Raw genomic sequence first — 23670 nt, forward strand, 5'->3', positions numbered from 1 at the left:
GTCCTTGACATTTTTTAATGTAAAAGCTATATTTAACATATATATTTATACAGGCTATGATGAGAAGCAGTATGCTGTTCCCCGCCGGCTCAGAGAGGAGGCCCTTTGGTTGTGAGGTCTCTCTGGCGGTCAGCAGAAGTCGTCTTAGAGCCGCTACGCTGAATACAGTAGGCGTGGCCGTTGGCGTCGTTACCGCCATTAAGCGCCCGGTTAGCCGGGAAGCAAGGTGGCACCGCGGAAGAAAAGCTCTTTCGTCCTTATTGGATGAAAGAGCTTTATTTGTCCTTCGCACGGCCTGTAGACCCCGCCCTCTTTTAGGTCGGGGATAACAGGCCGTAGCTCGAATCCCCTAAAGGGAGCCTTCGGCTTAACGAAATCGTAGATTTCGAGCCTCAGTCTAAATTCAACTAAGCATGGTGGAATTAAAAACCACTTAATGCAAGTCTACATTTATATTTTTGTCGCATTGCGGCTAGGAGGAAGAACCATGACAACATCAGAGACACCTGAAACCAACAACGCACAAGAAAACAATATCCCTAAAGTCTATGATCCAAAATCAGTTGAAGAGAAATGGTATCGTTTCTGGGAAGAGAATCACCTTTTTCACGCTGCCGTTGAGCCGGAGAAACAGCCATATAGCATCGTCATTCCGCCGCCCAACGTCACCGGCCAACTGCACATGGGCCATGCGCTGGATAATACGCTACAGGATATCTTGATTCGCTGGCGGCGGATGCAAGGTTACAATACGTTATGGATGCCTGGCACTGACCATGCAGGCATTGCCACTCAGATTAAAGTAGAAGAGAACCTCGCTAAAGAAGGAATCTCGCGCTATGATCTGGGACGGGATAAGTTCATTGAGCAGGTTTGGGATTGGAAAGAACAATATGGTAGCCGGATTCTTAACCAGCTTAAACGGTTAGGCGCTTCCTGCGACTGGGAGCGTGAACGCTTTACCATGGATGAAGGCTGCTCAAAGGCAGTCCGCGAAGTCTTTGTCAGTCTTTATGAAAAAGGCTTGATTTACCAAGGAAACCGCATCACCAACTGGTGCCCGCGCTGTAACACGGCGCTTAGCGACATTGAGGTGGAACATGAAGAACGCCCCGGCCACTTGTATCATGTCCGCTATCCGGTTGAGGGAGAAGACGGACAATATGTAACAGTTGCCACTACTCGCCCAGAAACTATTCTCGGCGATAGCGGCGTGGCAGTGCATCCAGATGACGCCCGCTATAAAGATCTGGTTGGCAAGAATCTGATTTTGCCGCTGCTTGGGCGCAAACTGCCGATTGTCGCAGACGCATATGTTGATCCGACATTTGGAACCGGAGCGGTTAAAGTTACGCCTGCTCATGATCCAAACGACTTTGATATGGGACTTCGTCATAACCTGCCACAAATTGTAGTGATTAACCTTGACGGGACGATGGCTGCCGACACCGGCAAATACGCCGGCATGGATCGCTATGAATGCCGCAAAGCCTTAGTGGCTGATTTGAAAGACGCCGGTTATTTGGTGCAGATCGCTGATCATAGCCATGCTGTTGGTCAATGCCAACGCTGCACGACTGTTGTTGAACCACTTATTTCCCGGCAATGGTTTGTCAAAATGGCGCCGCTGGCTGAGCCGGCGATCGAGGCAGTTACATCTGACCGCATCTCCTTTGTGCCTGATCGATTCACTAAAGTCTACACCAATTGGCTGGAAAACATCCGGGATTGGTGCATTTCACGTCAAATCTGGTGGGGGCATCGTATCCCCGCCTGGTATTGCCAGGAGTGCGGCGAAGTGACCGTGTCTCGCACCACTGTTACCGCCTGCGCCAAATGCGGCGGCGCGGTCGAACAAGATCCGGATGTGCTCGATACCTGGTTTAGTTCTGCTCTTTGGCCGTTTTCGACCATGGGCTGGCCAGATCAGACGGCCGAGTTAAAACAGTTTTACCCTACCAGCGTGCTAGTGACAGGGTATGATATTATCTTCTTCTGGGTGGCGAGGATGATCTTTATGGGCCTTGAATTCCAGAACGAAATTCCCTTCCGCCATGTATTCATCCACGGTTTGGTGCGAGACTCGCAGGGCCGCAAAATGTCGAAGTCGCTCGGCAACGGCATCGACCCGCTGGAAGTGATCGAGCAGTATGGAGCGGATACGCTGCGGTTCACACTCGTGACAGGCAATACGCCGGGTAATGATATGCGCTTTTACTGGGAACGGGTGGAGTCTGCACGCAATTTTGCCAACAAGATTTGGAACGCTTCACGGTTTGTGATGATGAATCTCGAAGGCTTTGATCCAAAGGCAACGCCTGGCGAATTCACCCTGGCTGATCGCTGGATTCTCAGTCGCTATGCCCGCACAGTGGCTGATGTGACGGAAAACCTGGAGAAGTTTGAACTGGGTGAAGCCGCAAGGGCAAGCTACGAATTTATCTGGAACGAATTCTGCGATTGGTATATTGAATTGGCTAAGAGCCGTCTCTATAACAAGGAAGACCAGGCAAATCGGGCGACTGCACAGTATGTCATCTGGTTTGTCTTGAGTAATACGATGAAGCTGCTGCACCCGTTCATGCCGTTCCTGACTGAAGAGATATGGCAGCATTTGCCGCATGAGGGTGAGAGCCTAATAATTGCCGAGTGGCCAAAACAGCAAACTGAATTGACTGATGCTGCAGCTGAACAGGCGATGACAGTATTGATGGACTCGATCAAAGCTATTCGCAATATGCGGGCTGAAGTTAATGTTCCGCCTGGCAAGAAAACGGAAGCTGTGCTAGCGGCAGCCAATGCGGAGATTGCTGCTATACTGACTACCAACCAAGCCTATATCCGAACATTGGCCGCGTCGGAGCCAACCGTTATTCTGGCTGGAGAAGCGAAACCTGACAACGCGATGGCTGCTGTGGTCAACGGAGTAGAGATCTATCTGCCGATGAAAGGCTTGATCGATATCGAGAAAGAAACTGCCCGTCTCAATAAGGAACGGGAGGGTTTGGAGCGGGAAGTTGCCCGCGTCGCCGGCAAACTCGCCAATGAAAGCTTTGTTGCCAAAGCCCCAGCGGAAGTCATCGAGAAGGAAAAGGGCAAGCAAAAGGAATACCGCGATAAACTGGCCGCTATTGAAGAACGTCTGGAGTATTTAGCTAGTTTGTAAGTCTTTATACGTATAAGTGCCGGGGCGACGTTTTACCACAGAGTACACAGAGGCCGCAGAGTGGACACAGAGGGAACGAATATGGTATTTCTTATACTAAAACCGTGCCCCGTAACCCTCTGCGGGTGCCCTCTGCGCTCTCCGCGTACTCTGCGGTTGACGTGCCAAAGACTGCGCACGATGCTAATGAACCTTGCAATACAAATGCTGAAGAGTTTCATAAATAACGACGGTTTTTCTTACACTCGAACAGGAGGCAAACATGACATACGAAGAATCCTTAGACTATTTAGCCTCTTTGCAGCGTTTTGGCATTAATTTAGGCTTAGCCCGGATTACAAAACTTCTCGAGCTTCTAGACCATCCTGAACGCCGCTTTCGCTCCATCCACATAGCCGGCACGAATGGTAAAGGTTCAACCACTGCCATGCTGTCTGCGGTTCTTACGGCAGCTGGCTTTCGGACTGGTATGTATATTTCGCCGCATCTTGATGATTACACCGAACGCATCAGCATTGACGGAAAAACTGTCAGCCAGCACGAGTTTGCCACCGCTATCAAGACAGTTGCTACTTTGGCCAGCACGATGGAAGCAGATGGCTTGGAACACCCAACCGAGTTTGAATTGATCACCGCTGCTGCATTTCATTATTTTGCTGCTGCTGGTGTGGAGTACGCTGTTATCGAAGCTGGTTTGGGGGGGCGCATTGATTCTACGAATGTGATTACTCCAGAAATAGCGGTTATTACCAACGTGACGTTCGAGCATGCAGACAAGTTAGGACCAGCTTTGCGTGATATCGCCAGTCACAAGGCGGGAATTATAAAGGCTGGCAAGCCGGTAGTTACCGCCGCGCGAGGTGAGTCTTTAGCTGTTATTCAGTCTGAGGCGACTGAGATCGGGTCTACCGTTTATATTGCCGGACAGAACTTTTCGTGCGAATCACAGGGAATCCGCGATGGACAGCAATTTATTACATTTCAGAATGAAGGCAGTGAGAGTCAATATACGATCTCGCTGTTAGGTAGGCACCAAGCGGAAAATGCCGGTCTGGTGCTAATGACCCTGCGTTTGTTAGGAAAGAGCGAACCTCGTCTGACTGAAGAAGCGGTGATAACAGGCCTGCGGCTAGCAGTTTGGCCGGGACGATTTGAACTTTTGGGTCATAAGCCTGATCTAATTATTGACGGTGCGCATAATCCTGACAGTGCCAGAGCGTTGCGACTGACACTCGATGAAATATATCCCGACCGCTCGGTTGTCTTTGTGCTAGGTATTTTAGCCGATAAGGATGTTTCAGGAGTAAGTCAAACGCTGGTTAGGCACTCAGATCGGGTAGTCACTGTCAAGCCAGATTCGCCGCGAGCCGCCGAGCCTGCCGCAGTTGCAGCTCAATTTCCCGCCGGGCAGGCGATTGTGTCAACTACAGTTAGTGAAGGCATCCGGCAAGCTGTGGATTTAGCCGGTCCTGACGGAATTGTGTGCGTGGCTGGCTCTCTGTATCAAGTCGGCGAGGCACGTAAGGCGGCTCTAAGTAGACAACTGTCTCACACTTCGCTATAATGAATAAGGCAGTTGGCTGAAAACTTTGCCCGCATGCTGTTACTAGAACGCGTTGGTGAGTAAATGTGAATAAAGCGCTACATACGCAGACAAACTTTGACCGCCTAAATTTGTTGATCGATGCTTCCATTCTGGCGGTTGTCTTTTTTCTGCCTCTTTCTCTCGATATCGCCACCACCTTTCTGGTGACTGGCTCGCTGATTTGGTTTGGCAAGATGCTGATTTCCCGGACCTGGGAGCTTGGCCGTTTGCCATTTGATCACATTTTGGCTCTGCTCATCTTGTTTGGGACGCTGTCGATTGCAGCATCACCTGACCGATTCTTTAGTTTTTACAATTATGGCCATTTGATGGGGCGGTATGTTCTGCTTTATTATCTTGTCAGCCATAATGTTAAGTCCTTTGAACAAATCAAACGTTTAGTTGGCGCTTTGCTGGCGTCAGCGGTTATCGTCTCACTTTATGGTTTTTACCAGTACATCCTCGGGGTTGATGCCAATTCCTTTGAATGGGTTGATGCGCAGCAATTTCCTGATTTGAAGGTCCGTGTGTTTTCTACTCTGCAAAATCCCAACTTGCTAGCCGGTTTCTTGGTTACCATTATCGCGATTGCCATCGGGCTGGGGCTGCAGCTTACAGCAGGTGATCAGAAAGTGTCGATGTTAGCCTTGGTGATGGTACTTGGTGGTTGTTTAGTGTTGACCTATTCGCGCGGCGCCTGGGTTAGTCTGGCTGTGGTAATTGGCGCCTATGGAATCCTATATGACCGGCGGATTCTTTGGCTGCTGCTTGTCGGACCTGCTGTTATGCTGTGTTTTAGTGAAGTCTCCAGTCGGATTGTTTCAATCTTTCATCCAACAGACACTTCATCTACGCTGCGACTGGCGCTGTGGCATAGTACCCTGGCCATGATCGGCGACAACCCGTTTTCTGGTATCGGCTGGGGCGCTTATTGGCTGGTATATCCGCAGTATGATTTTTTCATTAATGATGAAAGCACTGTTATTTTCCATGCTCATAATATGTATTTGCATTTGGCTGCAGAGACAGGCCTTCCCGGTCTAGGCGCATTTGTCGCTTTCATGTATTGCCATGCGCATACCGCAGCTCGTTTGTTGCGTGAATCCCATCCCGCTTGGGTGCATGGATTGCTCACAGGCTTGGTTGTCGCTATTTTGGGGCTTGCAGTCAGCGGTTTGACTGACCATATCCTCTTTAGCATTCAATTGTCAATGCTGGCTTGGTTGCTGTTTGCCGTTGTCATTGCAGTCAAGCAGGCAGAGGTCGGAATACAGACGAAAAATTCTTATAATGTGCAGCAGGAAAAAAACATTGTGGAGCGAAATACATAATACATAGTAAATGTGCAGGGCTTTTTAAGCCCTCTCATTTTTTATGTAAAAGTTTGTGAATTTTCGAACAATCTTTGTGGCAATAGCCAGGGAGGTAGAACGGGTGATTCTCGGAGACGCTTGCAAACTGCTTGAGGCAGACGTGGTCTGGGGGGACGAACATCTTTGTTCAGAGATCCAAACTGCATGCGGCGCCGATTTGATGAGCGACGTCTTAGCCTACACGAAGGAGAAGACGTTACTATTAACCGGCCTGACCAACATTCAGGTAGTTCGGACTGCAGAAATCAGTGATTTAACTGCTATCGTATTTGTTCGGGGTAAACGTCCTGGGCGAGAGCTCATTCAGATGGCGGCAGCGAAAGGCATTCCTATACTCGCGACAGACCTGCCAATGTTTGAATCTTGTGGCATCCTATTTAAAAACGGCGTCAAAGGCTGTGCGAGAAGGGTGATTCCCGGTGAAGCCTGAAACGGGAATTATGATTGAGTTTCCCCTGACCGGTTCTGATTTTGAAAAAGCAGGCGAGGCCTCAAGTAAGATCAAGCGAGTTCTGCAACAAATCGGCATCCGTCCCGAGATTATCCGCCGCATCGCAATCAGCGCCTATGAAGCTGAGCTCAATGTAATTATTCACGCATTTCGCGGTGTAATTAGAGCCAATATTCAGCCTGACTGCACCACAGTTTCGGTTGAGGATGAGGGACCTGGCATTCCTAACATTGAACTGGCAATGAAAGAAGGCTATTCTACCGCTCCTGATCATATTCGTGAAATGGGATTCGGAGCAGGTATGGGCTTGCCTAATATGGCACGCTGCGCTGATGAATTCTCGATACAATCTAAAGTTGGCGAAGGCACGCAAATTGTTATGACTATTCGGCACTAAAAGCTGTCGCCAGCTAAATCAGGAGGGGTGGTGTAAGCGTGAAAAAGTATTTCCACTCTGTACGCTTGCTGCCAGACCGCTGTAAAGGCTGCGTTAGTTGCATCAAGCGCTGTCCAACAGAGGCGATCCGTATCCGCAGCGGCAAAGCCAAGATTATCGAATCGCGTTGCATTGATTGCGGAGAATGCATACGCCGCTGTTCCAATCATGCTAAGTCGGCGATAACCGACTCCATCGAGGATCTATCTCGATTTCGTTACAATATTGCCCTACCCGCACCGACGTTGTATGCGCAATTTGGCGCAGACACGCCGATAGAGGCGATCCTTTGCGGATTGAAAAAGCTTGGCTTTGATGCAGTGTTCGAAGTGGCTCGTGGTGCGGAGTTTGTATCTCGCGCGATTCGTGAATATTTGGCGAAAGGCGGCTATTGCCGTCCGGCCATTTCCTCTGCTTGTCCTGCGGTCGTGCGATTGATTCAAGTAAATTTTCCAGAGCTGATTGACCATTTAGTTCCGTTTGCAGCACCGGTAGAAGTCGCCGCTAAGTTGGCCAGAGAACTGGCTCGACGCAGAGAGGGGTTGAATCCATCTGATATTGGTGTATGGTTTATTACTCCGTGCCCTGCCAAGATGACAGCTGTCAGGCAACCGCTTGGCGCTGAACAGTCTCATATCAGTGGCGCGATTGCTATATCCAAAATTTATGGCGATTTGCTCAAATCTTTGCCTACTGAGCCTGCCGATCCAGCATGCCCCCGTGCGACCCACCTCGGTGTAGGCTGGGCGGTTTCTGGTGGTGAGGCATCTACGCTTGCCCCAATTCATTCTCTGGTAATCGATGAAATCCACCGCGTGAGCGAAGCTCTTGATCAGGTAGCGCTTGGTAAACTAAAACACGTGGATTATATTGAAGCGTTGGCCTGTGCCGGCGGCTGTATTGGCGGCCCACTGACAGTGGAAAATCGCTATGTCGCTGAAGAGCGGATGCAGCATCGCGCTCAAGGAAAACAGCCTGTGCCTGTTGAGGATGAAATGCTTGAAGCAGTATATCGAGACGTCGTGGACGACGGGCGTTTAGCTATTGAGCCACAACCGGTAATGCGCATGGATGATGACATCTATCAGGCAATTTCCAAGGTCGAAGTGATGGAAAAGACGCTGGGACGCCTGCCCGGGCTCGATTGCGGCTCTTGTGGCTCACCGAGTTGCAAGGCGCTGGCCGAGGATATCGCGCAGGGCATCGCCAGCGAGACTGATTGTGTTTTTAAATTGAGAGAAAAAGTTCGTGATTTGGCGCAGGAAATGGTTAGTCTGGCAGAAAAACTGCCTCCTTCTTTAAATAAATAGTAACTACAGTGAAATACTTCGATGGAGGATGGTCTAATGACTGTTCATGACATTCTTTCCGCTTTGCCGGTCAAATGTGTCGCAGGTAAAGAGGCGAGTGGCGCCATTGTCTTAGGCGGTTATGCCTCAGATTTGCTAAGTAATGTTATGGGGCAGGCCAAAGCCGGGAGCGTCTGGGTAACGATGCAAGGCCATAAAAACATCGTGGCGGTTGCTTCGCTGGCCGGTTTATCTGCCATTGTCATCGCAGGCGGCTCTAAGCCGGATGCGGATACGTTGGCGAAAGCTGAGTCTGAAAATATCGCACTATTGATTACAGATCTTCCTGTATTCGAGTTTGTCGGGCAATTATACGCTTTAGGTGTTAAGGGGAGATGAGCCGGCTGTTCACTGCGGATTTGCATGTTCATACACTGTTGTCGCCATGCGCCGCAGTGGAAATGACGCCTCGTCATATTGTCCGCCGTGCTGTCGAATTTGGTATTGATATTATCGCTATTACTGATCATAATGCCTGCGACAATGTAGCTGCCGCCATAGAGGCCGCAACTGGCGCGGGAATTGTCATTATACCTGGTATGGAGGTGGAAACGAAGGAAGAAACGCACGTATTGACCCTGTTTGAGACTCTGCCGCAGTTGGCGGCTTGGGAAGCCTATGTGGCTGCCCGGCGTTCAGGGCGCAAGAATGATGAAAAGAAATTCGGTGCCCAGTTTATTGTGGACGCAGAAGATAATCTGGTGGCGGTTAAAGAAGAAATGCTACTCGGCGCCATTGACGCCGATGTGGCTGAAGTAGCGCGGACAGTTGCCGCAATTGGCGGCATAACGATTGCCTCCCATGTGGACCGGCCTTCGTATAGTATTTTGTCTCAGCTAGGGTTTATCCCCCCTGATGTCGAACTGGCGGCAGTCGAAGTATCGCGACTGACCCCTTATCGCGAGGCGTCGCGGTTACCTGGCATCAGTGGCTTACCTGTCATCACCTCGTCAGACGCGCATACCATGGATGACTTTGCCTGTGGTCCGCGCACAGAATTCCTGCTTGAACGCCCGACACTGTCAGAGATTCGGCTAGCTTTGGCTAATAACCAAAACCGACGAATCGTAGGTGCCATCAAGAGCAGGACGACGTAGCCCATTTTCTTAGCTAGCTTAACTACTGTTATGTAGAACGATGCAATGGGGAGTTAAAGGAGGAGTTATGCATGAGTAACCATGAATGCTGCTGCGGCGGCAACAGCGCCCGACTGGCGCAACTTGATGAAATTCTGGCTAAGTACCAGGGAGTTAAAGGCGCACTGATTCCTGTACTGCAGGAAGCTCAACACGCATACGGTTATCTGTCTAAAGAGGTGGTCGAGCAGATTTCTGATTCACTAAATATTCCGGTAAGCCAAGTGTATGGAGTCATTACTTTCTATTCTCAATTCCACTTGAATCCGCGCGGACGCAACATTATTCGTGTTTGTCAGGGAACAGCTTGTCACGTACGCGGCGGCAAAGCCATCCTCAAGGCGCTTGAGGATAATCTTAAGGTTTCGGCAGGCAGTACCACTCCAGACCTGAAATTTACATTGGAAACTGTTGCCTGTATCGGCGCATGCGGTCTGGCGCCAGTATTAATGGTTAATGACGACACTCATGGTCGCTTGACTCCTGAATCGATACCGGGAATTCTCGCTAGATACGAATGATATGAGAGATTTGGCGCTCCACATCCTTGACCTCGTGCAAAATTCAGTAGAGGCCGGTGCGGACAGCGTTTGGCTTTCGGTTATCGAAGACCTTACTCTTGATTTGCTGACAATCCGTGTAGTTGACAATGGGCGCGGCATGGATGAAGATACCTGCCATCACGTTTCCGACCCATTTTATACTACTCGTTCGACGCGACGAGTCGGGCTGGGGCTGCCTCTGATTCAAATGTCGACCTCACAATGCGGCGGTCAGCTAGTGATTACATCAGAGTTGGGGCGAGGCACGACAGTTGAAGCAAGTTGGCGTTGGACCCATCTTGACCGTCCGCCGCTCGGCGACTTGGCGACTACGTTAAAAAGTCTGATTGTTGGCAATTCCGAGTTAGATCTTAACTATACTCATCAGGTAGGGCGCAATTGTTTTTCCCTATCAGTTCGTGAATTGCGCGATACTCTAAATGGAATCCCGTTTACCCAGCCGGATGTGCTGGTCTGGCTTGATGAATACCTGAACGGCAACGAACGACTAGTATATGGAGGTGCTTTGGATGAAAACAGTTGAAGACTTAAAACGCTTGCGCGAACAGCTTCAGGTGCAAACACGTCTGCGCCATGAAGGCGGTATCCGCGTCATTATTGGCATGGGAACCTGTGGCATCGCTGCGGGAGCGCGTGAGGTTATGTCCGCTATTCTCGACGAAATCGCCAAACGACGGCTGGAAGATGTAACCGTCAGCCAAACAGGTTGTATTGGCATGTGTGAGAAAGAAGTTCTTGTTGACGTAGTTCGCCCTGGCGAGCCTCGGATCACTTACGGTCGGGTAACACCGGCTGATGTGTCAAGAATTATTGCTGAACATGTGGTTAACGGACGAATTATTGAAGAGATGGTTGTAGGTAAAATTGCGGAATAAACCATGTGAGTTAGGGAGGGAAGGAAATGCAACTTAGAGCCCATGTTTTAATTTGCGCCGGTACCGGCTGCGTCTCCTCAGGCGCCAAAAAAGTGGAAGCTGCACTTAGCCAAGAACTGGCGAAAGCCGGATTAGAAAAAGAAATCAAAGTCATTGAGACTGGATGCCATGGTTTCTGCGAAATGGGTCCGATCATGATCGTTTATCCAGAAGGCGTTTTCTATTGCCGTGTACAACCCGAAGATGTTCCTGAAGTGGTTGAAAATCATCTGCTAAAAGGTCGCATTGTTGAGCGTCTGCTATTCCGTGAACCGATTTCTCACGAGAAGATCGCTAACTACAAAGATATTGCTTTCTACAAAAAACAGCATCGTTTGGTGCTGGCTAATTGCGGCCACATTAACCCGGAAGTCATTGAAGAATACATCGCCAACGGCGGTTATGAAGCACTTGGTAAGGCTTTGACAGAAATGACGCCAGAGCAAGTCATTGCCGAAATGAAAAAGTCCGGTCTGCGTGGCCGTGGCGGCGGCGGCTTCCCGACTGGAAACAAGTGGGAATTCGCCAGAAATGCTCCTGGTGTTAAAAAATATGTTGTTTGTAACGCTGATGAAGGCGATCCTGGTGCGTTCATGGACCGTAGTGTGCTCGAGGGCGACCCGCACCGTATTATTGAGGGCATGGCGATCTGCGGCTATGCGATTGGCGCCGATGAGGGCTATGTCTACGTTCGAGCGGAATATCCTCTGGCTATCAAACGCTTGCGTATCGCCATCAAGCAAGCCGAAGAAATGGGACTAATTGGCGATAATATCTTTGGCAGCAACTTTAATTTCCACCTAAAAATTAAAGAAGGCGCCGGTGCATTTGTTTGCGGCGAAGAAACTGCCTTGTTGGCCTCGATTGAAGGCAAACGCGGCATGCCGCGTCCTCGTCCGCCATTCCCGGCAATCTCCGGCCTGTGGGGTAAGCCGACTAATATCAATAACGTCGAGACCTTCGGTAATGTGCCGCAGATAATCACCAACGGCGCTGACTGGTACGCGGCTATGGGTACAGAAAAGAGCAAAGGCACGAAAGTGTTTGCGTTAACCGGACGCATAAACAATACCGGCTTGGCGGAAGTTCCGATGGGAATCGCTATGCGGGAAATCATTTATGAAATCGGCGGCGGTATTCCTGACGGCAAGAAGTTTAAGGCTGTGCAAATCGGCGGTCCGTCGGGCGGCTGTCTGCCGGAAGAAATGCTTGATTTGCCGGTGGATTATGATTCGCTGATTGCAGCTGGCGCGATGATGGGATCGGGTGGGTTGGTTGTTATGGATGAAACCACCTGTATGGTCGATGTCGCTAAATTCTTCCTCAACTTTACTCAATCTGAGTCTTGCGGCAAATGTACCCCTTGCCGTGAAGGCACGAAACGGATGTTAGAGATTCTCACTCGCATTACCGAAGGCGAAGGACGGGACGGCGACATCGAACTGCTCGAGTCTTTGGCTAAAAATATTAAAGCCACTGCTCTCTGCGGTCTTGGTCAGACAGCTCCGAATCCTGTACTCAGCACACTGCGCTATTTCCGTCACGAGTATGAGGCTCATATTCATGACAAACGCTGTCCTGCAGGCGCGTGTTCGAAATTGGCTGGTTACCAGATTACTGAATTGTGCAAAGGCTGTGGCCTGTGCAAAAAGGTCTGCCCGGTTGAGGCTATTAGCGGCGATGTGAAGAAACTGCACAACATTGGCCAAGATAAATGCATCAAATGTGGCGCCTGTTTGGCTAAGTGCCCGTTCAAGGCCATCATTAAGGGTTAGGAGAGGAGTGAACAGAGTGGAAAAAGTTACAGTTACGATAGATGGCAGAAAAGTTGAAGTCCCGAAAACCGCTACAGTATTAGAGGCCGCGCAAGCCGCCGGCGTGAAAGTTCCCACGCTCTGCTACCATCCCGAGCTTAGGCCGGAAGGCGCTTGCCGGGTCTGCATGGTTGAGGTTAAAGGCGCTCGCAGCTTGGTTGCTTCCTGCGTATATCCTGTCAATGACGGCATGGTGGTTAATACCAACACCGCCGATGTTCGCGAAGGCCGCAAAACAGTGGTTGAACTGCTTCTGGCCAACCATCCGCAAGATTGCTTTTCCTGCGCTCGCAATTTGAATTGCGAACTGCAGAGCATCGCCGCTGATTTAGGCATCCGCAAAATTCGTTTCGATGGTGAGCAAACCAACTATCCGTTGGATGATAAGAATCCTTGCCTTGTCCGCGACCAATCCAAGTGTATCCTCTGCGGACGCTGCATTAGAGCCTGCAGTGAGCGGCAAGGTGTTCATGTTTACAGTTTCACAAACCGCGGCTTCAATACTACTGTATCGCCTGCTTTCGGCCAAGGCCTAGATCAGGTTGCTTGCACCTATTGCGGCCAATGCTCGGCAGTTTGCCCAACTGCGGCCATTGTTGAAAAAGATGACACAGCATCGGTTTGGAAAGCAATTAGCGATCCCACCAAGCACGTCGTAGTGCAAACTGCTCCAGCAGTTCGTGTTGCGCTGGGTGAAGCGCTTGGTCTTGATCATGGTACGATTGTCACCGGCAAAATGGTGGCTGCGCTTCGCAGAATCGGCTTTGATAAAGTCTTTGATACCAACTTTTCTGCTGACCTCACGATTCTGGAGGAAGGATCTGAACTGATAGAACGATTAACGCACGGCGGAACCATGCCGATGATTACCTCTTGCAGTCCCGGCTGGGTTAACTTTATCGAGCTGATGTATCCCGATCTGCTCGATCACCTATCTACTGCTAAATCGCCGCAACAGATGTTTGGCGCCCTGACCAAAACCTACTATGCGGAAAAATCGGGAATTGATCCGAAAAACATTGTCTCAGTATCCATCATGCCTTGTACCGCCAAGAAGGCCGAGGCAGTCCGCCCTGAAATGAATTCAAGCGGTTACCAGGACGTAGATTATGTTCTGACCACGCGTGAACTCGGTCGGATGATTCGCGAGGCCGGACTTGACTTTGCCGCCTTGCCGTCAGAAGAATATGACGCTCCGCTCGGCATCTCGACAGGAGCAGGCATGATCTTTGGTGCGACCGGTGGTGTTACAGAAGCTGCACTGCGCACTGTGGTAGAGATTGTTACCGGAAAACCGCTGGATAACATTGAATTCAAAGATGTTCGCGGCATGACCGGATTAAAAGAAGCTGTTGTGCCGGTCGGTGATCTTCAGGTTAAGGTTGCGGTCGCGCATACCTTGGCGAATGCGCGGATTATTCTTGATAAAATCAGAAAAGGCGAAGCAGACTATCAATTTATTGAGATCATGGCTTGCCCAGGCGGCTGCATCGGCGGCGGCGGTCAGCCAGTTCCTGTATGCGCTGAAGTAAGGGAGAAGCGCATCGGCTCAATTTATGATTGTGATCAGGCGTATGAAATCCGCAAATCACACGAGAATCCGGCGATTCAGGAGTTGTACTCAACCTGGCTGGGCAAACCGCTTGGCGAAAAATCGCATAAGCTGTTGCATACTCATTATCACCCGCAGCATAAAAAGTAACTAAAGTAAAGACGCGCGGAACAACCGCGCGTCTTTTTTTACTACCAAAAGCATAATTTCTGAAACAGATGAAGCAAGGCTGCGTTTTGTCACAGAGGACACAGAGGGGTTATCGAGTTACACAGAGTCGAACAGAAGTGTTTTGCACGGTAATCGTAACCACTCTGTGAGTTTCCTCGGTGCTACTCTGTGTACCTGTGGCAACGTAAGTCCAGTTCCCAAGGAATGCCTCAGGTATTTTCTGTAATAAACTTTGTGAAAAAACACTAAATATGTCTGCTGATTTTAGAAGGATTTATGAATCACATAGCGAAATATAGATAATTATAAAACAAGTTAGCGGATTCACGAAGAGAATAGGGCTGCTAGCGGTATTGCTGTTGGGTGGTCAAGCTGCTAAAGGGATGGACTATGAAAGAACATATTGTTATTTCTAAAGCAACGATAGACAGATTGCCGGTTTACTTTCGCATTCTTCGCTCAGTTCAAGATGAAGGTGTAGAAATTATCTCGTCAGAAGACATTGGACGCCGAATTGGTATCACCCCGGAACAAATTCGTAAAGATCTGGCTTCCTTCGGTGAATTTGGCAAGAAGGGTGTCGGCTACTATGTGCGTGATCTCATCCGAAATATTGGCGAGATACTAGGGTTGCACCATGATTGGAACATAGCTATCGTTGGGATGGGTCACCTTGGTTGGGCTTTAGCAAATTACCGTAATTTCGGGAGCTTGGGATTTAATCTGGCAGCGATGTTTGACGTTGATCCCGACAAAGTCGGCAGGACAATCAATGGTGTTGAGGTATATCACATTGAATGCCTGCAGCAAATCAGCATGGAAAAAGACATCCAAATTGGCGTTATCGCCGTACCGGCTGCCCAGGCTCAAGCCGCGGCGGACGCATTAGTTGCTGCTGGCGTACGCGGGATATGGAACTTTGCGCCAATACGATTAAATGTGCCTGAGGATGTTCGCTTAGTGAGTGAAGATTTGTCAATCGGACTCAGCAGTATCTCTTATTATCTGACTCGATCAACAAAAAAATAAACTTTTCTCTGAAACTCCTGTTTTTGCAGAAGGAGTTTGCTGAGCAGTGTAGAATATATAATATTTGGTAAGAAAAAATATCATTGCTGAAACTAATTGCATTAAGTATGGACAGTGAGGTTCAGTGGGCCAAGCTAGAAATACATTGCGACCGGTGTGCTTATGGTCATTGCCTAGCGGTAATCGGCAAAATAAGTAACGCTATGGTTTGTTTTGCACACATGGTATCTGGTTTTGTGTGCAAAATAAGGCGTAGTGTTTTTTATTTGCATCCGGTATGAGGTTGCGGGTTTCTTAAAATACTATAGATAATCAAAAGAGGAGGAGAGTGTACGATGATCGACATTAAAGACCGCGTACGCAATGCTGCTCTGCGCTCCAAGATTGTCAGCGCAGAAGAGGCAGCCGCCATTATTAAGCCGGGTATGAACATCGGCACCAGTGGATTTACCCCCGCTGGCTATCCGAAAGCAGTTCCTTTGGCTCTGGCGGAGCGAATCAAGAAGGAGAAGTTCAAAGTCAATCTTTGGACAGGCGCTTCTGTCGGTAAAGAACTTGACGGGGCTCTGGCAGAGTGTGAAGGTATTCAAAAACGCCTGCCTTATCAAACCAATGATGCCATCCGCAAACTGATCAATGCCGGCAAAATGCAGTACACAGACCTGCACCTATCCCATGTTGCGCAAATGTCCCGCTATGGTTTCTTAGGTGGCAAAGTTGATGTAGCCATTGTTGAAGCTTGCGCCATTACCGAAGAAGGACATATCGTTCCGACAACTTCACTCGGAAACTCTGCATCTTTTGTACAAAGTGCTGACATCGTCATCGTCGAGATCAACACCAGCCAACCGCTTGAACTCGAAGGCATGCATGATGTGTATGTTCCGCTTGATCCCCCTAACCGTTTGCCTGTCCCAATTGTCAAGGTTGATGACCGCATTGGTACTCCATACATTGAGTGCGGCCCTGACAAAATTACATACATCGTTCCTTGCGACATTCCTGACTATGTCCGTCCGTTGGCGGCTATCGATGACGATGCCAAGGCTATGAGCCAGCATCTGATCAAGTTCTTAGAAAACGAGATCAAACAAGGCCGCATGCCGAAGAACCTGCTGCCGCTTCAATCAGGTGTCGGTTCAGTTGCTAATGCCGTTATTTCCGGCTTGGTTGATTCTCCGTTCGAGAACTTGACTGTGTTTACCGAAGTTATCCAGGACGGCATGTTCGACTTGATCGACGCCGGCAAACTGGACTTCGCATCCGGCACGTCAATCACCCCGTCTCCCGACGGACTGAAGCGTTTCTATAATGGGCTCAGCGACTATCGTAAGAAAATCATGCTGCGGCCGCAAGAAATTGCTAACAGCCCGGAAACCGCGCGTCGTCTTGGCATCATAGCCATGAACACCGCGATCGAGCTCGATATCTACGGCCATGTTAACTCCACCCACATCATGGGCACCAAGATGATGAACGGCATTGGCGGCTCGGGTGACTTTGCTCGTAACGGCTATTTGACCATCTTCTTCTCGAACTCTATTGCCAAAAATGGTGATATTTCTTCAATCGTTCCGATGTGCTCTCACTTCGACCACACCGAACACGATATCGATGTTTTCGTCACCGAACGCGGCGTTGCCGATGTTCGCGGACTCAGCCCGAAAGAGCGCGCTCAAGTTATTATCGACAACTGCGCTCATCCGGACTACCAACCAATGCTCCAGGATTACCTGGATCGGGCCACTAAAGCAACAGGCAATGCACATACTCCGCACATCCTGAGTGAGGCCCTCTCCTGGCATGCCCGGTTCATGGAAACCGGCTCCATGAAACTTAAATAATATAGAGAACAGACGACAAGGAGGATTTAGAATGGCTAATGAATTAAAAGCCAAACTGGAAGCGTACACCGCCAAAGTGGAAAAATCGCTTGCCAAAAACCCTGAGCGCGTAAATCTCGCGCACAATAGGCTGTATACTCCGCTTGATCTGGGTGACTTCGACTATGAAGCGAAGTTGGGTATCCCTGGTGAATACCCGTTCACTCGTGGCGTTCAACCCACTATGTACCGTGGCCGTTTCTGGACCATGCGTATGTATGCTGGTTTCTCCACTGCTGAAGAGTCCAATAAGCGTTATCGTTATCTGTTAGAGTCAGGCGGCACGGGCCTGTCCTGCGCATTTGACCTGCCGACCCAGATCGGTTATGACTCTGACGATCCCATCTCAGAAGGCGAAATCGGCAAAGTCGGTGTTGCAATCGACTCCCTGCGCGACATGGAAATTCTGTTTGATCAAATCGATCTGGGCAAAGTATCCACTTCGATGACCATCAACGCTCCGGCGTCAGTTCTCTTGGCTATGTACATTGCGGTTGCTGAAAAGCAAGGCGTGCCTGCCGACAAACTGAACGGTACTATCCAAAACGATATCCTCAAAGAGTATGCTGCCCGCGGCACATACATATTCCCGCCGAAACCTTCCATGCGCTTGATCACTAATATCTTCGAATATTGCTCAAAGAATGTTCCTAACTGGAACACGATCTCCATCTCTGGCTACCACATCCGTGAAGCTGGTTCGACTGCTTCACAAGAAATCGCTTTCACGATCGCTGACGGCATCGCTTATTGCGACGCTGCTATTAAAGCCGGTCTGAAAATCGATGACTTTGCTGGACGTCTATCCTTCTTCTGGAATGCTCACAACAACGTGCTCGAAGAAGTCGCGAAATTCCGCGCTTCCCGCCGCGTTTGGGCAAAAGTCATGAAAGAGCGCTTTGGCGCAACCAACCCCAAATCCTGGATGCTGCGCGTCCACACCCAAACTGCAGGCTCGATGCTGACTGCACAACAACCTGAAAACAACGTTGTCCGTGTTGCTCTGCAAACGGCAGCAGCTGTTTTGGGTGGCACTCAGTCCCTGCACACTAATTCCAAGGATGAGGCGCTTGCTCTGCCGACAGAAGCTTCTGTCCGCGTCGCTCTCCGTACCCAACAAATTGTTGCTTACGAAAGCGGTTTGGCTGACGTTGTTGATCCCCTCGGCGGTTCCTACTATGTTGAAGCCCTCACTGATCAGATCGAAAAAGAGTGCTGGGAATACATCAAGAAGATTGACGACATCGGCGGCGCCGTTGTTGCTATCGAAAAAGGCTACATTCAAAAAGAAATCCAAGACAGTGCATATAAATGGCAAATGGATGTTGAATCCAAGAAACGTATCATCGTTGGCGTAAACCAGTTCCAAATCAAGGAAGAGGCTCCTGAAGGACTGCTCCGCGTTGACGCTTCTGTCGGCGAATTCCAAAAATCGAAAGTGGCTAAACTGAAAGCTGAGCGTGACAATGCTGCAGTTGCAGAAAAACTCGCTGCTTTAGAAGTTGCTTGCAAGGATGAGCATGTCAATTTGATGCCGTTCATTCTCGATGCGGTTCGTGTATATGCGACCCTTGGTGAAATCTGTGGCGTGATGCGCAAAGTCTTCGGACTGTACCAAGCGCACACCACGCTGTAAGCGAGAGGTAGGAGGGACAACGATGGAAAAACGTATTAGAGTATTAGTTGCGAAGCCTGGCCTTGACGGTCATGACCGGGGCGCCAAAGTCGTAGCCCGCGCTCTCCGTGACGCTGGCTTTGAGGTTATCTATACCGGCATCCGCTTGACGCCGGAACAAATTGCTGAAGCTGCCCTGCAAGAAGACGTAGACGTAGTTGCTATGAGCCTTCTGTCAGGCGCTCACAACACCCTGTTCCCGAAAGTTGTTGCTGTATTGAAAGAAAAAGGCGCAGCAGGCAAGTTGATCATCGGTGGCGGCGTTATTCCTGAAGCCGACATTGCCGGTCTGAAAGCCGCTGGCGTATCTGAAGTCTTCACCCCTGGTACTCCAACCAGCCAGATTGTTGAGTACATTAAAGCAAACGTAAAGTAGTTTTTCTAGGCAGCCGGGGCTAGATTCCCCGGCTGCCAATAATGATGTGGCGCCGTGTTTTTAACACTACGCCTCAAGGTGGTGCAATCCAATGCAAATCGTCGAAGAATTGCTTAACGGTTCGCGTGTCGCACTTGCGCGTGCTATTACTGCTGTTGAAAATGAATATGACGAAGCTGTTGATATCATGCGGCAGTTATATTCTCATACCGGTAGGGCACATGTTATAGGCATCACAGGACCTCCCGGAGCCGGGAAAAGCACATTGACTGATAAACTTGCGAAAGAATACCGTAATTTGGGGAAAACTGTTGGTATTATTGCTATTGATCCGACTAGCCCCTTCTCAGGCGGAGCTATTCTCGGGGACCGTATTCGGATGCTTGATCTGACGCTTGACGAAGGTGTTTTCATCCGCAGCATGGGTACTCGCGGCAGCTTGGGCGGTCTTTCTCGCAAAACATCGGAAGCGGTGAAAATTCTCGATGCGTTCGGCAAGGATGTCATCTTTGTTGAAACCGTTGGCGTCGGTCAGTCGGAAGTAGATATCATCAAAACCGCAGACACAACATTAGTTGTTCTTGTTCCTGGACTGGGCGATGATATACAGGCTATTAAGGCCGGTATCCTGGAAATCGGTGATGTCTTCGCTATTAATAAAGCGGACAGAGAAGGTGCCGATCGTCTGCAAATTGAGCTTAACGCTATGCTTGATCTTAATCAGGAACACATGGATTGGCGGCCGCCCATTAAACGAACGGTGGCTAATCAAAGTGAAGGCATTAGTGAATTAGTGGAAACACTAGAAGAGCATATTGCCTACACACATAAAAGTGGCGGATTGGAACTACGTCGCACGCAACGCACGAAGAGCGAATTACTGGCGCTTTTACATGAACATCTCAGTCGCCGCATTCTTGGTAAGCTAGATGATGCGGGGCAATTTGAAACACTGGTTGCCAGTGTAGAACGCCGGGAACGAGACCCATATAGCGTTGTCGGACAGATTCTAAACGATCTGATGAAATAGTCGGAACGTTTCTAATTCTTGATAAAAAAATACGCGATTTAAGGAGGTAATTATTATGTCATTTAAGATTCTACATGTTGACCACATCGGCATTGCGGTAAAAGATCTCGCAGGTATTAAAGATGTGTTCACAAAAATCGGCATGACTCCGAAACCCGAAGATGAGGTTGTTGAGGAACAAAAAGTTAAAGTCAGCTTTTTCCCTGCTGGCGATTGCGAACTTGAATTCCTTGAGTCGACTACAGAAGATGGCCCGATTGCTAAATTCATCGCCGGCAACAATGGCCGCAGTGGCATTCAACACGTTGCTCTTTGTGTTGATGACATCGAAGCAGCAATTGCCGACATGAACGAAAAGGGCATCGCCATGATCGACAAAACCCCGCGCTACGGTGCTGGTGGCGCGAAAATCGCCTTCCTGCATCCGAAGGCAACTGGCGGCATTCTCGTCGAACTCTGCCAGCATTAAGAAACCGTCACATTGATGGAGGTGTAGTATGGCTACTGTCCAAGAAAAGATCCAAGATCTAAGAAAACGCCAAGCCAAGATTAAGCTTGGTGGCGGCGAAAAACGCATTGAGAAGCAGCATGCTCAAGGTAAAATGACTGCTCGCGAGCGGGTTCTTCAACTCCTCGACGCAGGCACTTTTGTTGAACTTGACCAATTTGTTGTTCATCGCTGCACAAATTTCGGCATGGAGACAAAATCGCTTCCTGGTGAAGGCGTTGTCACCGGCTATGGCACAGTTGACGGACGTTTGATCTACGTATTCGCCCAAGACTTCACCGTTGAAGGCGGCTCACTGGGTGAAATGCACGCAGCTAAAATCGTAAAAGTGCAGAAACTAGCGTTGAAAATGGGTGCTCCGCTGGTCGGCATCAACGATTCAGGCGGCGCTCGTATTCAAGAAGCTGTTGACGCATTGGCCGGTTATGGCAAGATCTTCTTTGAGAACACAATGGCTTCAGGCGTTATCCCGCAGATTTCCGTCATCATGGGACCATGCGCCGGCGGCGCTGTGTATTCCCCAGCGCTGACTGACTTCATCTACATGGTGAAGAAAACCAGCCAGATGTTCATCACCGGCCCCGCGGTTATCAAATCGGTTACCGCAGAAGAAGTAACTGCCGAAGACCTCGGTGGTGCTATGGCTCATAATACGGTGTCAGGCGTTTCTCACTTCGCAGCTGAGAATGAAGAAGACTGCATTCAGCAGATTCGTCGCCTGTTGGCCTTCCTGCCTTCAAACAACATGGAAGAAGCTCCTGTGTACGAGTCTACTGATGATCCGAACCGTATGGATCCAGAACTTGTTACTCTTATGCCGGATAACCCCAACATGCCATACAACATGAAGGACGTTATCAAGCACATTGTTGACAACGGCGACTTCTATGAAGTATTGGAACACTATGCACAGAACATCATCACTTGCTTTGCTCGTTTTGATGGTCAGACAGTTGGCATTATCGCCAATCAACCGGCGGTTATGGCAGGCTGCTTGGACGTAAATGCGTCTGACAAATCAGCTCGCTTTATCCGTTTCTGTGATGCCTTTAACATTCCTCTCGTTAATCTGGTTGACGTTCCTGGCTTCTTGCCAGGTGTTGGCCAAGAACATACTGGCATTATCCGCCATGGCGCGAAAATGCTGTATGCGTACTCTGAAGCAACTGTTCCCAAAATCACTGTCATCACCCGTAAAGCCTATGGTGGTTCGTATCTCGCCATGTGTTCACAAGATCTTGGCGCAGACCAAGTTCTGGCTTGGCCGACCTCCGAAATCGCGGTTATGGGACCTGCTGGCGCTGCTAACATCATCTTCAAGGGCGACCCTGAACAAAAAGCGAAGACTGACCAATATGTTGTTGATTTCGCTACTCCGTACAAAGCGGCTGAGCGCGGATTTGTTGACATTGTCATTGAACCGCAGGAAACACGCCCCCGCATCATCACAGCTCTCAACATGCTGGCTACGAAGCGCGAAACGCGCCCGGCCAAGAAACATGGCAATATTCCGCTATAACCCAGAGAAAGGGGATTGAATAATGGGTTTATTTGATTCATTGTTCGGTGGCGGAAAAAAGGCTGAGGCTCCGAAAAAAGAGAAGAAGGCCGTTCCCGCTGCTGCAGCGCCAGCCTCTGTAGAGGTTGAAGCTACCGGTTTAACGCCGGAAATTGTTGCAGCCATCAGCGCGGGCATCAACATGGTAATGAGCGACGATGCCGAATTGATCGCCGCTATTGCCGCAGTTGTTGTTCATGCAGGCGGCGGCGCTGGTGCTTTACGCATTAAGCGCACCAGCAATGCTTGGGCTGCTTCCGGTCGCCAGAAGATTATGGATGGCCGGCAGTCATTCTAAGGTACTCTAGCAAATCAATAAATTGCATGAGATTGAATGGAGGAAGATGACAATGAGAAAGTTTAAAGTTAATGTGAATGGTGTTTCCTACAATGTGGAGGTTGCTGAAGAAGGCGTTGCTGTAGTAGCCGCTCCGGCAGCTGCTCCTGCCGCTGCTCCGGCAGCTGCTCCGGCTCCGGTTGCTGCACCGGCTGCCGCTCCCGCTCCTGCTGCTGCACCGGCTGCTGCCGCTGCTCCTGCTGAAGTGAAAGCTGGCGAAACTCCTGTTACTGCTCCAATGCCTGGTAAGGTCAGCAAAGTTAACGCCAAAGTCGGCCAAACCGTGAAAAAAGGCGACGTTTTGTTGCTGCTCGAAGCTATGAAAATGCAAAACGAAATCGGCTCACCAGCTGCTGGCACCGTTAAATCGGTCAATGTAAATGCTGGCGAGAACGTAAAACCTGGCCAAATCATGGTTGTTATCGGCTAATTGGGCGCTATATTCGGTTGCGTCAACCAAAAGAGTTGGCGCAACCTGAATAGTTTACCTATATAACTGGAAATATATAGGTAAACACAGATAAAAAAGTCAATATATCTAATGGGAGGGTAAGGCTTCTTGATTACCTTGTACAACTTGGGTATCGCTAACGAACTGTTTCCTGTCCTCATCTTCGTTGCAATCGGCGCAATGTGTGACTTTGCACCGCTAATCCGTAATCCGAAGGTTATGCTGTTCGCCGCTGCTGCTCAGTTTGGCATTTTTGCCACTGCTATCGCCGCGACGTTCCTTGGCTTCTCTTTCGAACACGCTGCTTCAATTG

Annotated in this window: 22 protein-coding genes, 1 pseudogene and 1 other annotated feature; all 23 genes and pseudogenes read left to right on the forward strand. The window is 49.5% G+C overall.

Going from position 1 to position 23670, the window contains the following annotated elements; all coding sequences use genetic code 11:
* The first annotated feature begins 47 nt into the window (after positions 1–47).
* Positions 48–262: a binding site (T-box leader), on the forward strand.
* A gap of 225 nt (positions 263–487) precedes the next feature.
* Positions 488–3166, forward strand: a complete 2679-nt coding sequence (locus AXX12_RS12285) for a valine--tRNA ligase (protein WP_066242883.1) — start codon at positions 488–490, stop codon at positions 3164–3166.
* Between the two features lie 262 nt (positions 3167–3428).
* Positions 3429–4730, forward strand: coding sequence for a bifunctional folylpolyglutamate synthase/dihydrofolate synthase (locus AXX12_RS12290; protein ID WP_066242886.1), 1302 nt, complete (start codon positions 3429–3431; stop codon positions 4728–4730).
* A gap of 65 nt (positions 4731–4795) precedes the next feature.
* A complete protein-coding gene (locus tag AXX12_RS12295) occupies positions 4796–6082 on the forward strand; it encodes an O-antigen ligase family protein (protein WP_066242888.1) in 1287 nt (428 codons plus the stop codon).
* Between the two features lie 103 nt (positions 6083–6185).
* The gene (locus AXX12_RS12300) at positions 6186–6554 is read left to right on the forward strand and encodes a DRTGG domain-containing protein (RefSeq protein WP_066242891.1); all 369 of its coding nucleotides are present in this window, start codon (positions 6186–6188) and stop codon (positions 6552–6554) included.
* On the forward strand, positions 6544–6972 hold the full coding sequence (locus AXX12_RS12305) for an ATP-binding protein (RefSeq protein WP_231881874.1): 429 nt from the start codon (positions 6544–6546) through the stop codon (positions 6970–6972). The genes AXX12_RS12300 and AXX12_RS12305 overlap by 11 nt, the downstream gene beginning before the upstream one ends.
* A 38-nt stretch (positions 6973–7010) precedes the next feature.
* The gene (locus tag AXX12_RS12310; RefSeq protein ID WP_066242893.1) at positions 7011–8321 is read left to right on the forward strand and encodes a [Fe-Fe] hydrogenase large subunit C-terminal domain-containing protein; all 1311 of its coding nucleotides are present in this window, start codon (positions 7011–7013) and stop codon (positions 8319–8321) included.
* 36 nt (positions 8322–8357) lie between these two features.
* Complete coding sequence (locus AXX12_RS12315; protein WP_066242896.1) at positions 8358–8699, forward strand: serine kinase; 342 nt, start codon at positions 8358–8360, stop codon at positions 8697–8699.
* Entirely contained in the window at positions 8696–9457 is a 762-nt protein-coding gene (locus tag AXX12_RS12320) for a PHP domain-containing protein (protein WP_066242899.1), read from the forward strand. The genes AXX12_RS12315 and AXX12_RS12320 overlap by 4 nt, the downstream gene beginning before the upstream one ends.
* Before the next feature lie 71 nt (positions 9458–9528).
* Positions 9529–10017, forward strand: a complete 489-nt coding sequence (gene nuoE, locus AXX12_RS12325) for an NADH-quinone oxidoreductase subunit NuoE (RefSeq protein WP_066242901.1) — start codon at positions 9529–9531, stop codon at positions 10015–10017.
* 1 nt (position 10018) lies between these two features.
* Positions 10019–10582 (forward strand): ATP-binding protein, encoded by a 564-nt coding sequence (locus tag AXX12_RS12330; protein ID WP_066242903.1) that lies wholly within the window; start codon positions 10019–10021, stop codon positions 10580–10582.
* Positions 10569–10934 carry a (2Fe-2S) ferredoxin domain-containing protein gene (locus AXX12_RS12335; protein WP_066242905.1) on the forward strand — a complete coding sequence of 122 codons (366 nt, stop codon included), beginning with the start codon at positions 10569–10571 and terminating at the stop codon, positions 10932–10934. Before AXX12_RS12330 ends, AXX12_RS12335 begins: the two co-directional genes overlap by 14 nt.
* Positions 10935–10960: 26 nt before the next feature.
* Positions 10961–12748, forward strand: coding sequence for an NADH-quinone oxidoreductase subunit NuoF (nuoF, locus tag AXX12_RS12340; RefSeq protein ID WP_066242907.1), 1788 nt, complete (start codon positions 10961–10963; stop codon positions 12746–12748).
* A 16-nt stretch (positions 12749–12764) separates the two neighbouring features.
* On the forward strand, positions 12765–14489 hold the full coding sequence (locus AXX12_RS12345; RefSeq protein WP_066242910.1) for an NADH-dependent [FeFe] hydrogenase, group A6: 1725 nt from the start codon (positions 12765–12767) through the stop codon (positions 14487–14489).
* A 411-nt stretch (positions 14490–14900) separates the two neighbouring features.
* Positions 14901–15539, forward strand: coding sequence for a redox-sensing transcriptional repressor Rex (locus AXX12_RS12350; RefSeq protein ID WP_066242912.1), 639 nt, complete (start codon positions 14901–14903; stop codon positions 15537–15539).
* A 335-nt stretch (positions 15540–15874) separates the two neighbouring features.
* Complete coding sequence (locus AXX12_RS12355) at positions 15875–17383, forward strand: acetyl-CoA hydrolase/transferase family protein (RefSeq protein ID WP_066242915.1); 1509 nt, start codon at positions 15875–15877, stop codon at positions 17381–17383.
* 31 nt (positions 17384–17414) lie between these two features.
* The gene (locus AXX12_RS12360; protein WP_066242917.1) at positions 17415–19058 is read left to right on the forward strand and encodes an acyl-CoA mutase large subunit family protein; all 1644 of its coding nucleotides are present in this window, start codon (positions 17415–17417) and stop codon (positions 19056–19058) included.
* A gap of 22 nt (positions 19059–19080) precedes the next feature.
* The gene (locus AXX12_RS12365) at positions 19081–19473 is read left to right on the forward strand and encodes a cobalamin B12-binding domain-containing protein (RefSeq protein WP_066242919.1); all 393 of its coding nucleotides are present in this window, start codon (positions 19081–19083) and stop codon (positions 19471–19473) included.
* Between the two features lie 91 nt (positions 19474–19564).
* Positions 19565–20503, forward strand: a complete 939-nt coding sequence (gene meaB, locus AXX12_RS12370) for a methylmalonyl Co-A mutase-associated GTPase MeaB (protein ID WP_066242922.1) — start codon at positions 19565–19567, stop codon at positions 20501–20503.
* Between the two features lie 55 nt (positions 20504–20558).
* Positions 20559–20972 carry a methylmalonyl-CoA epimerase gene (gene mce, locus AXX12_RS12375; protein WP_066242925.1) on the forward strand — a complete coding sequence of 138 codons (414 nt, stop codon included), beginning with the start codon at positions 20559–20561 and terminating at the stop codon, positions 20970–20972.
* A gap of 28 nt (positions 20973–21000) precedes the next feature.
* Positions 21001–22530: a methylmalonyl-CoA decarboxylase subunit alpha gene (gene mmdA, locus AXX12_RS12380; protein ID WP_066242926.1), complete on the forward strand. Its 1530-nt coding sequence runs from the start codon at positions 21001–21003 to the stop codon at positions 22528–22530.
* A 22-nt stretch (positions 22531–22552) separates the two neighbouring features.
* On the forward strand, positions 22553–22867 hold the full coding sequence (locus AXX12_RS12385; protein ID WP_066242928.1) for a hypothetical protein: 315 nt from the start codon (positions 22553–22555) through the stop codon (positions 22865–22867).
* Between the two features lie 52 nt (positions 22868–22919).
* A complete protein-coding gene (locus AXX12_RS12390; protein WP_066242930.1) occupies positions 22920–23336 on the forward strand; it encodes a biotin/lipoyl-containing protein in 417 nt (138 codons plus the stop codon).
* A 123-nt stretch (positions 23337–23459) separates the two neighbouring features.
* Positions 23460–23670 (forward strand): annotated as a pseudogene (locus AXX12_RS12395) (sodium ion-translocating decarboxylase subunit beta); the annotation flags it as partial.

Origin of the sequence: Anaerosporomusa subterranea (assembly GCF_001611555.1) — a bacterium.
Classification (GTDB): domain Bacteria; phylum Bacillota; class Negativicutes; order Sporomusales; family Acetonemataceae; genus Anaerosporomusa; species Anaerosporomusa subterranea.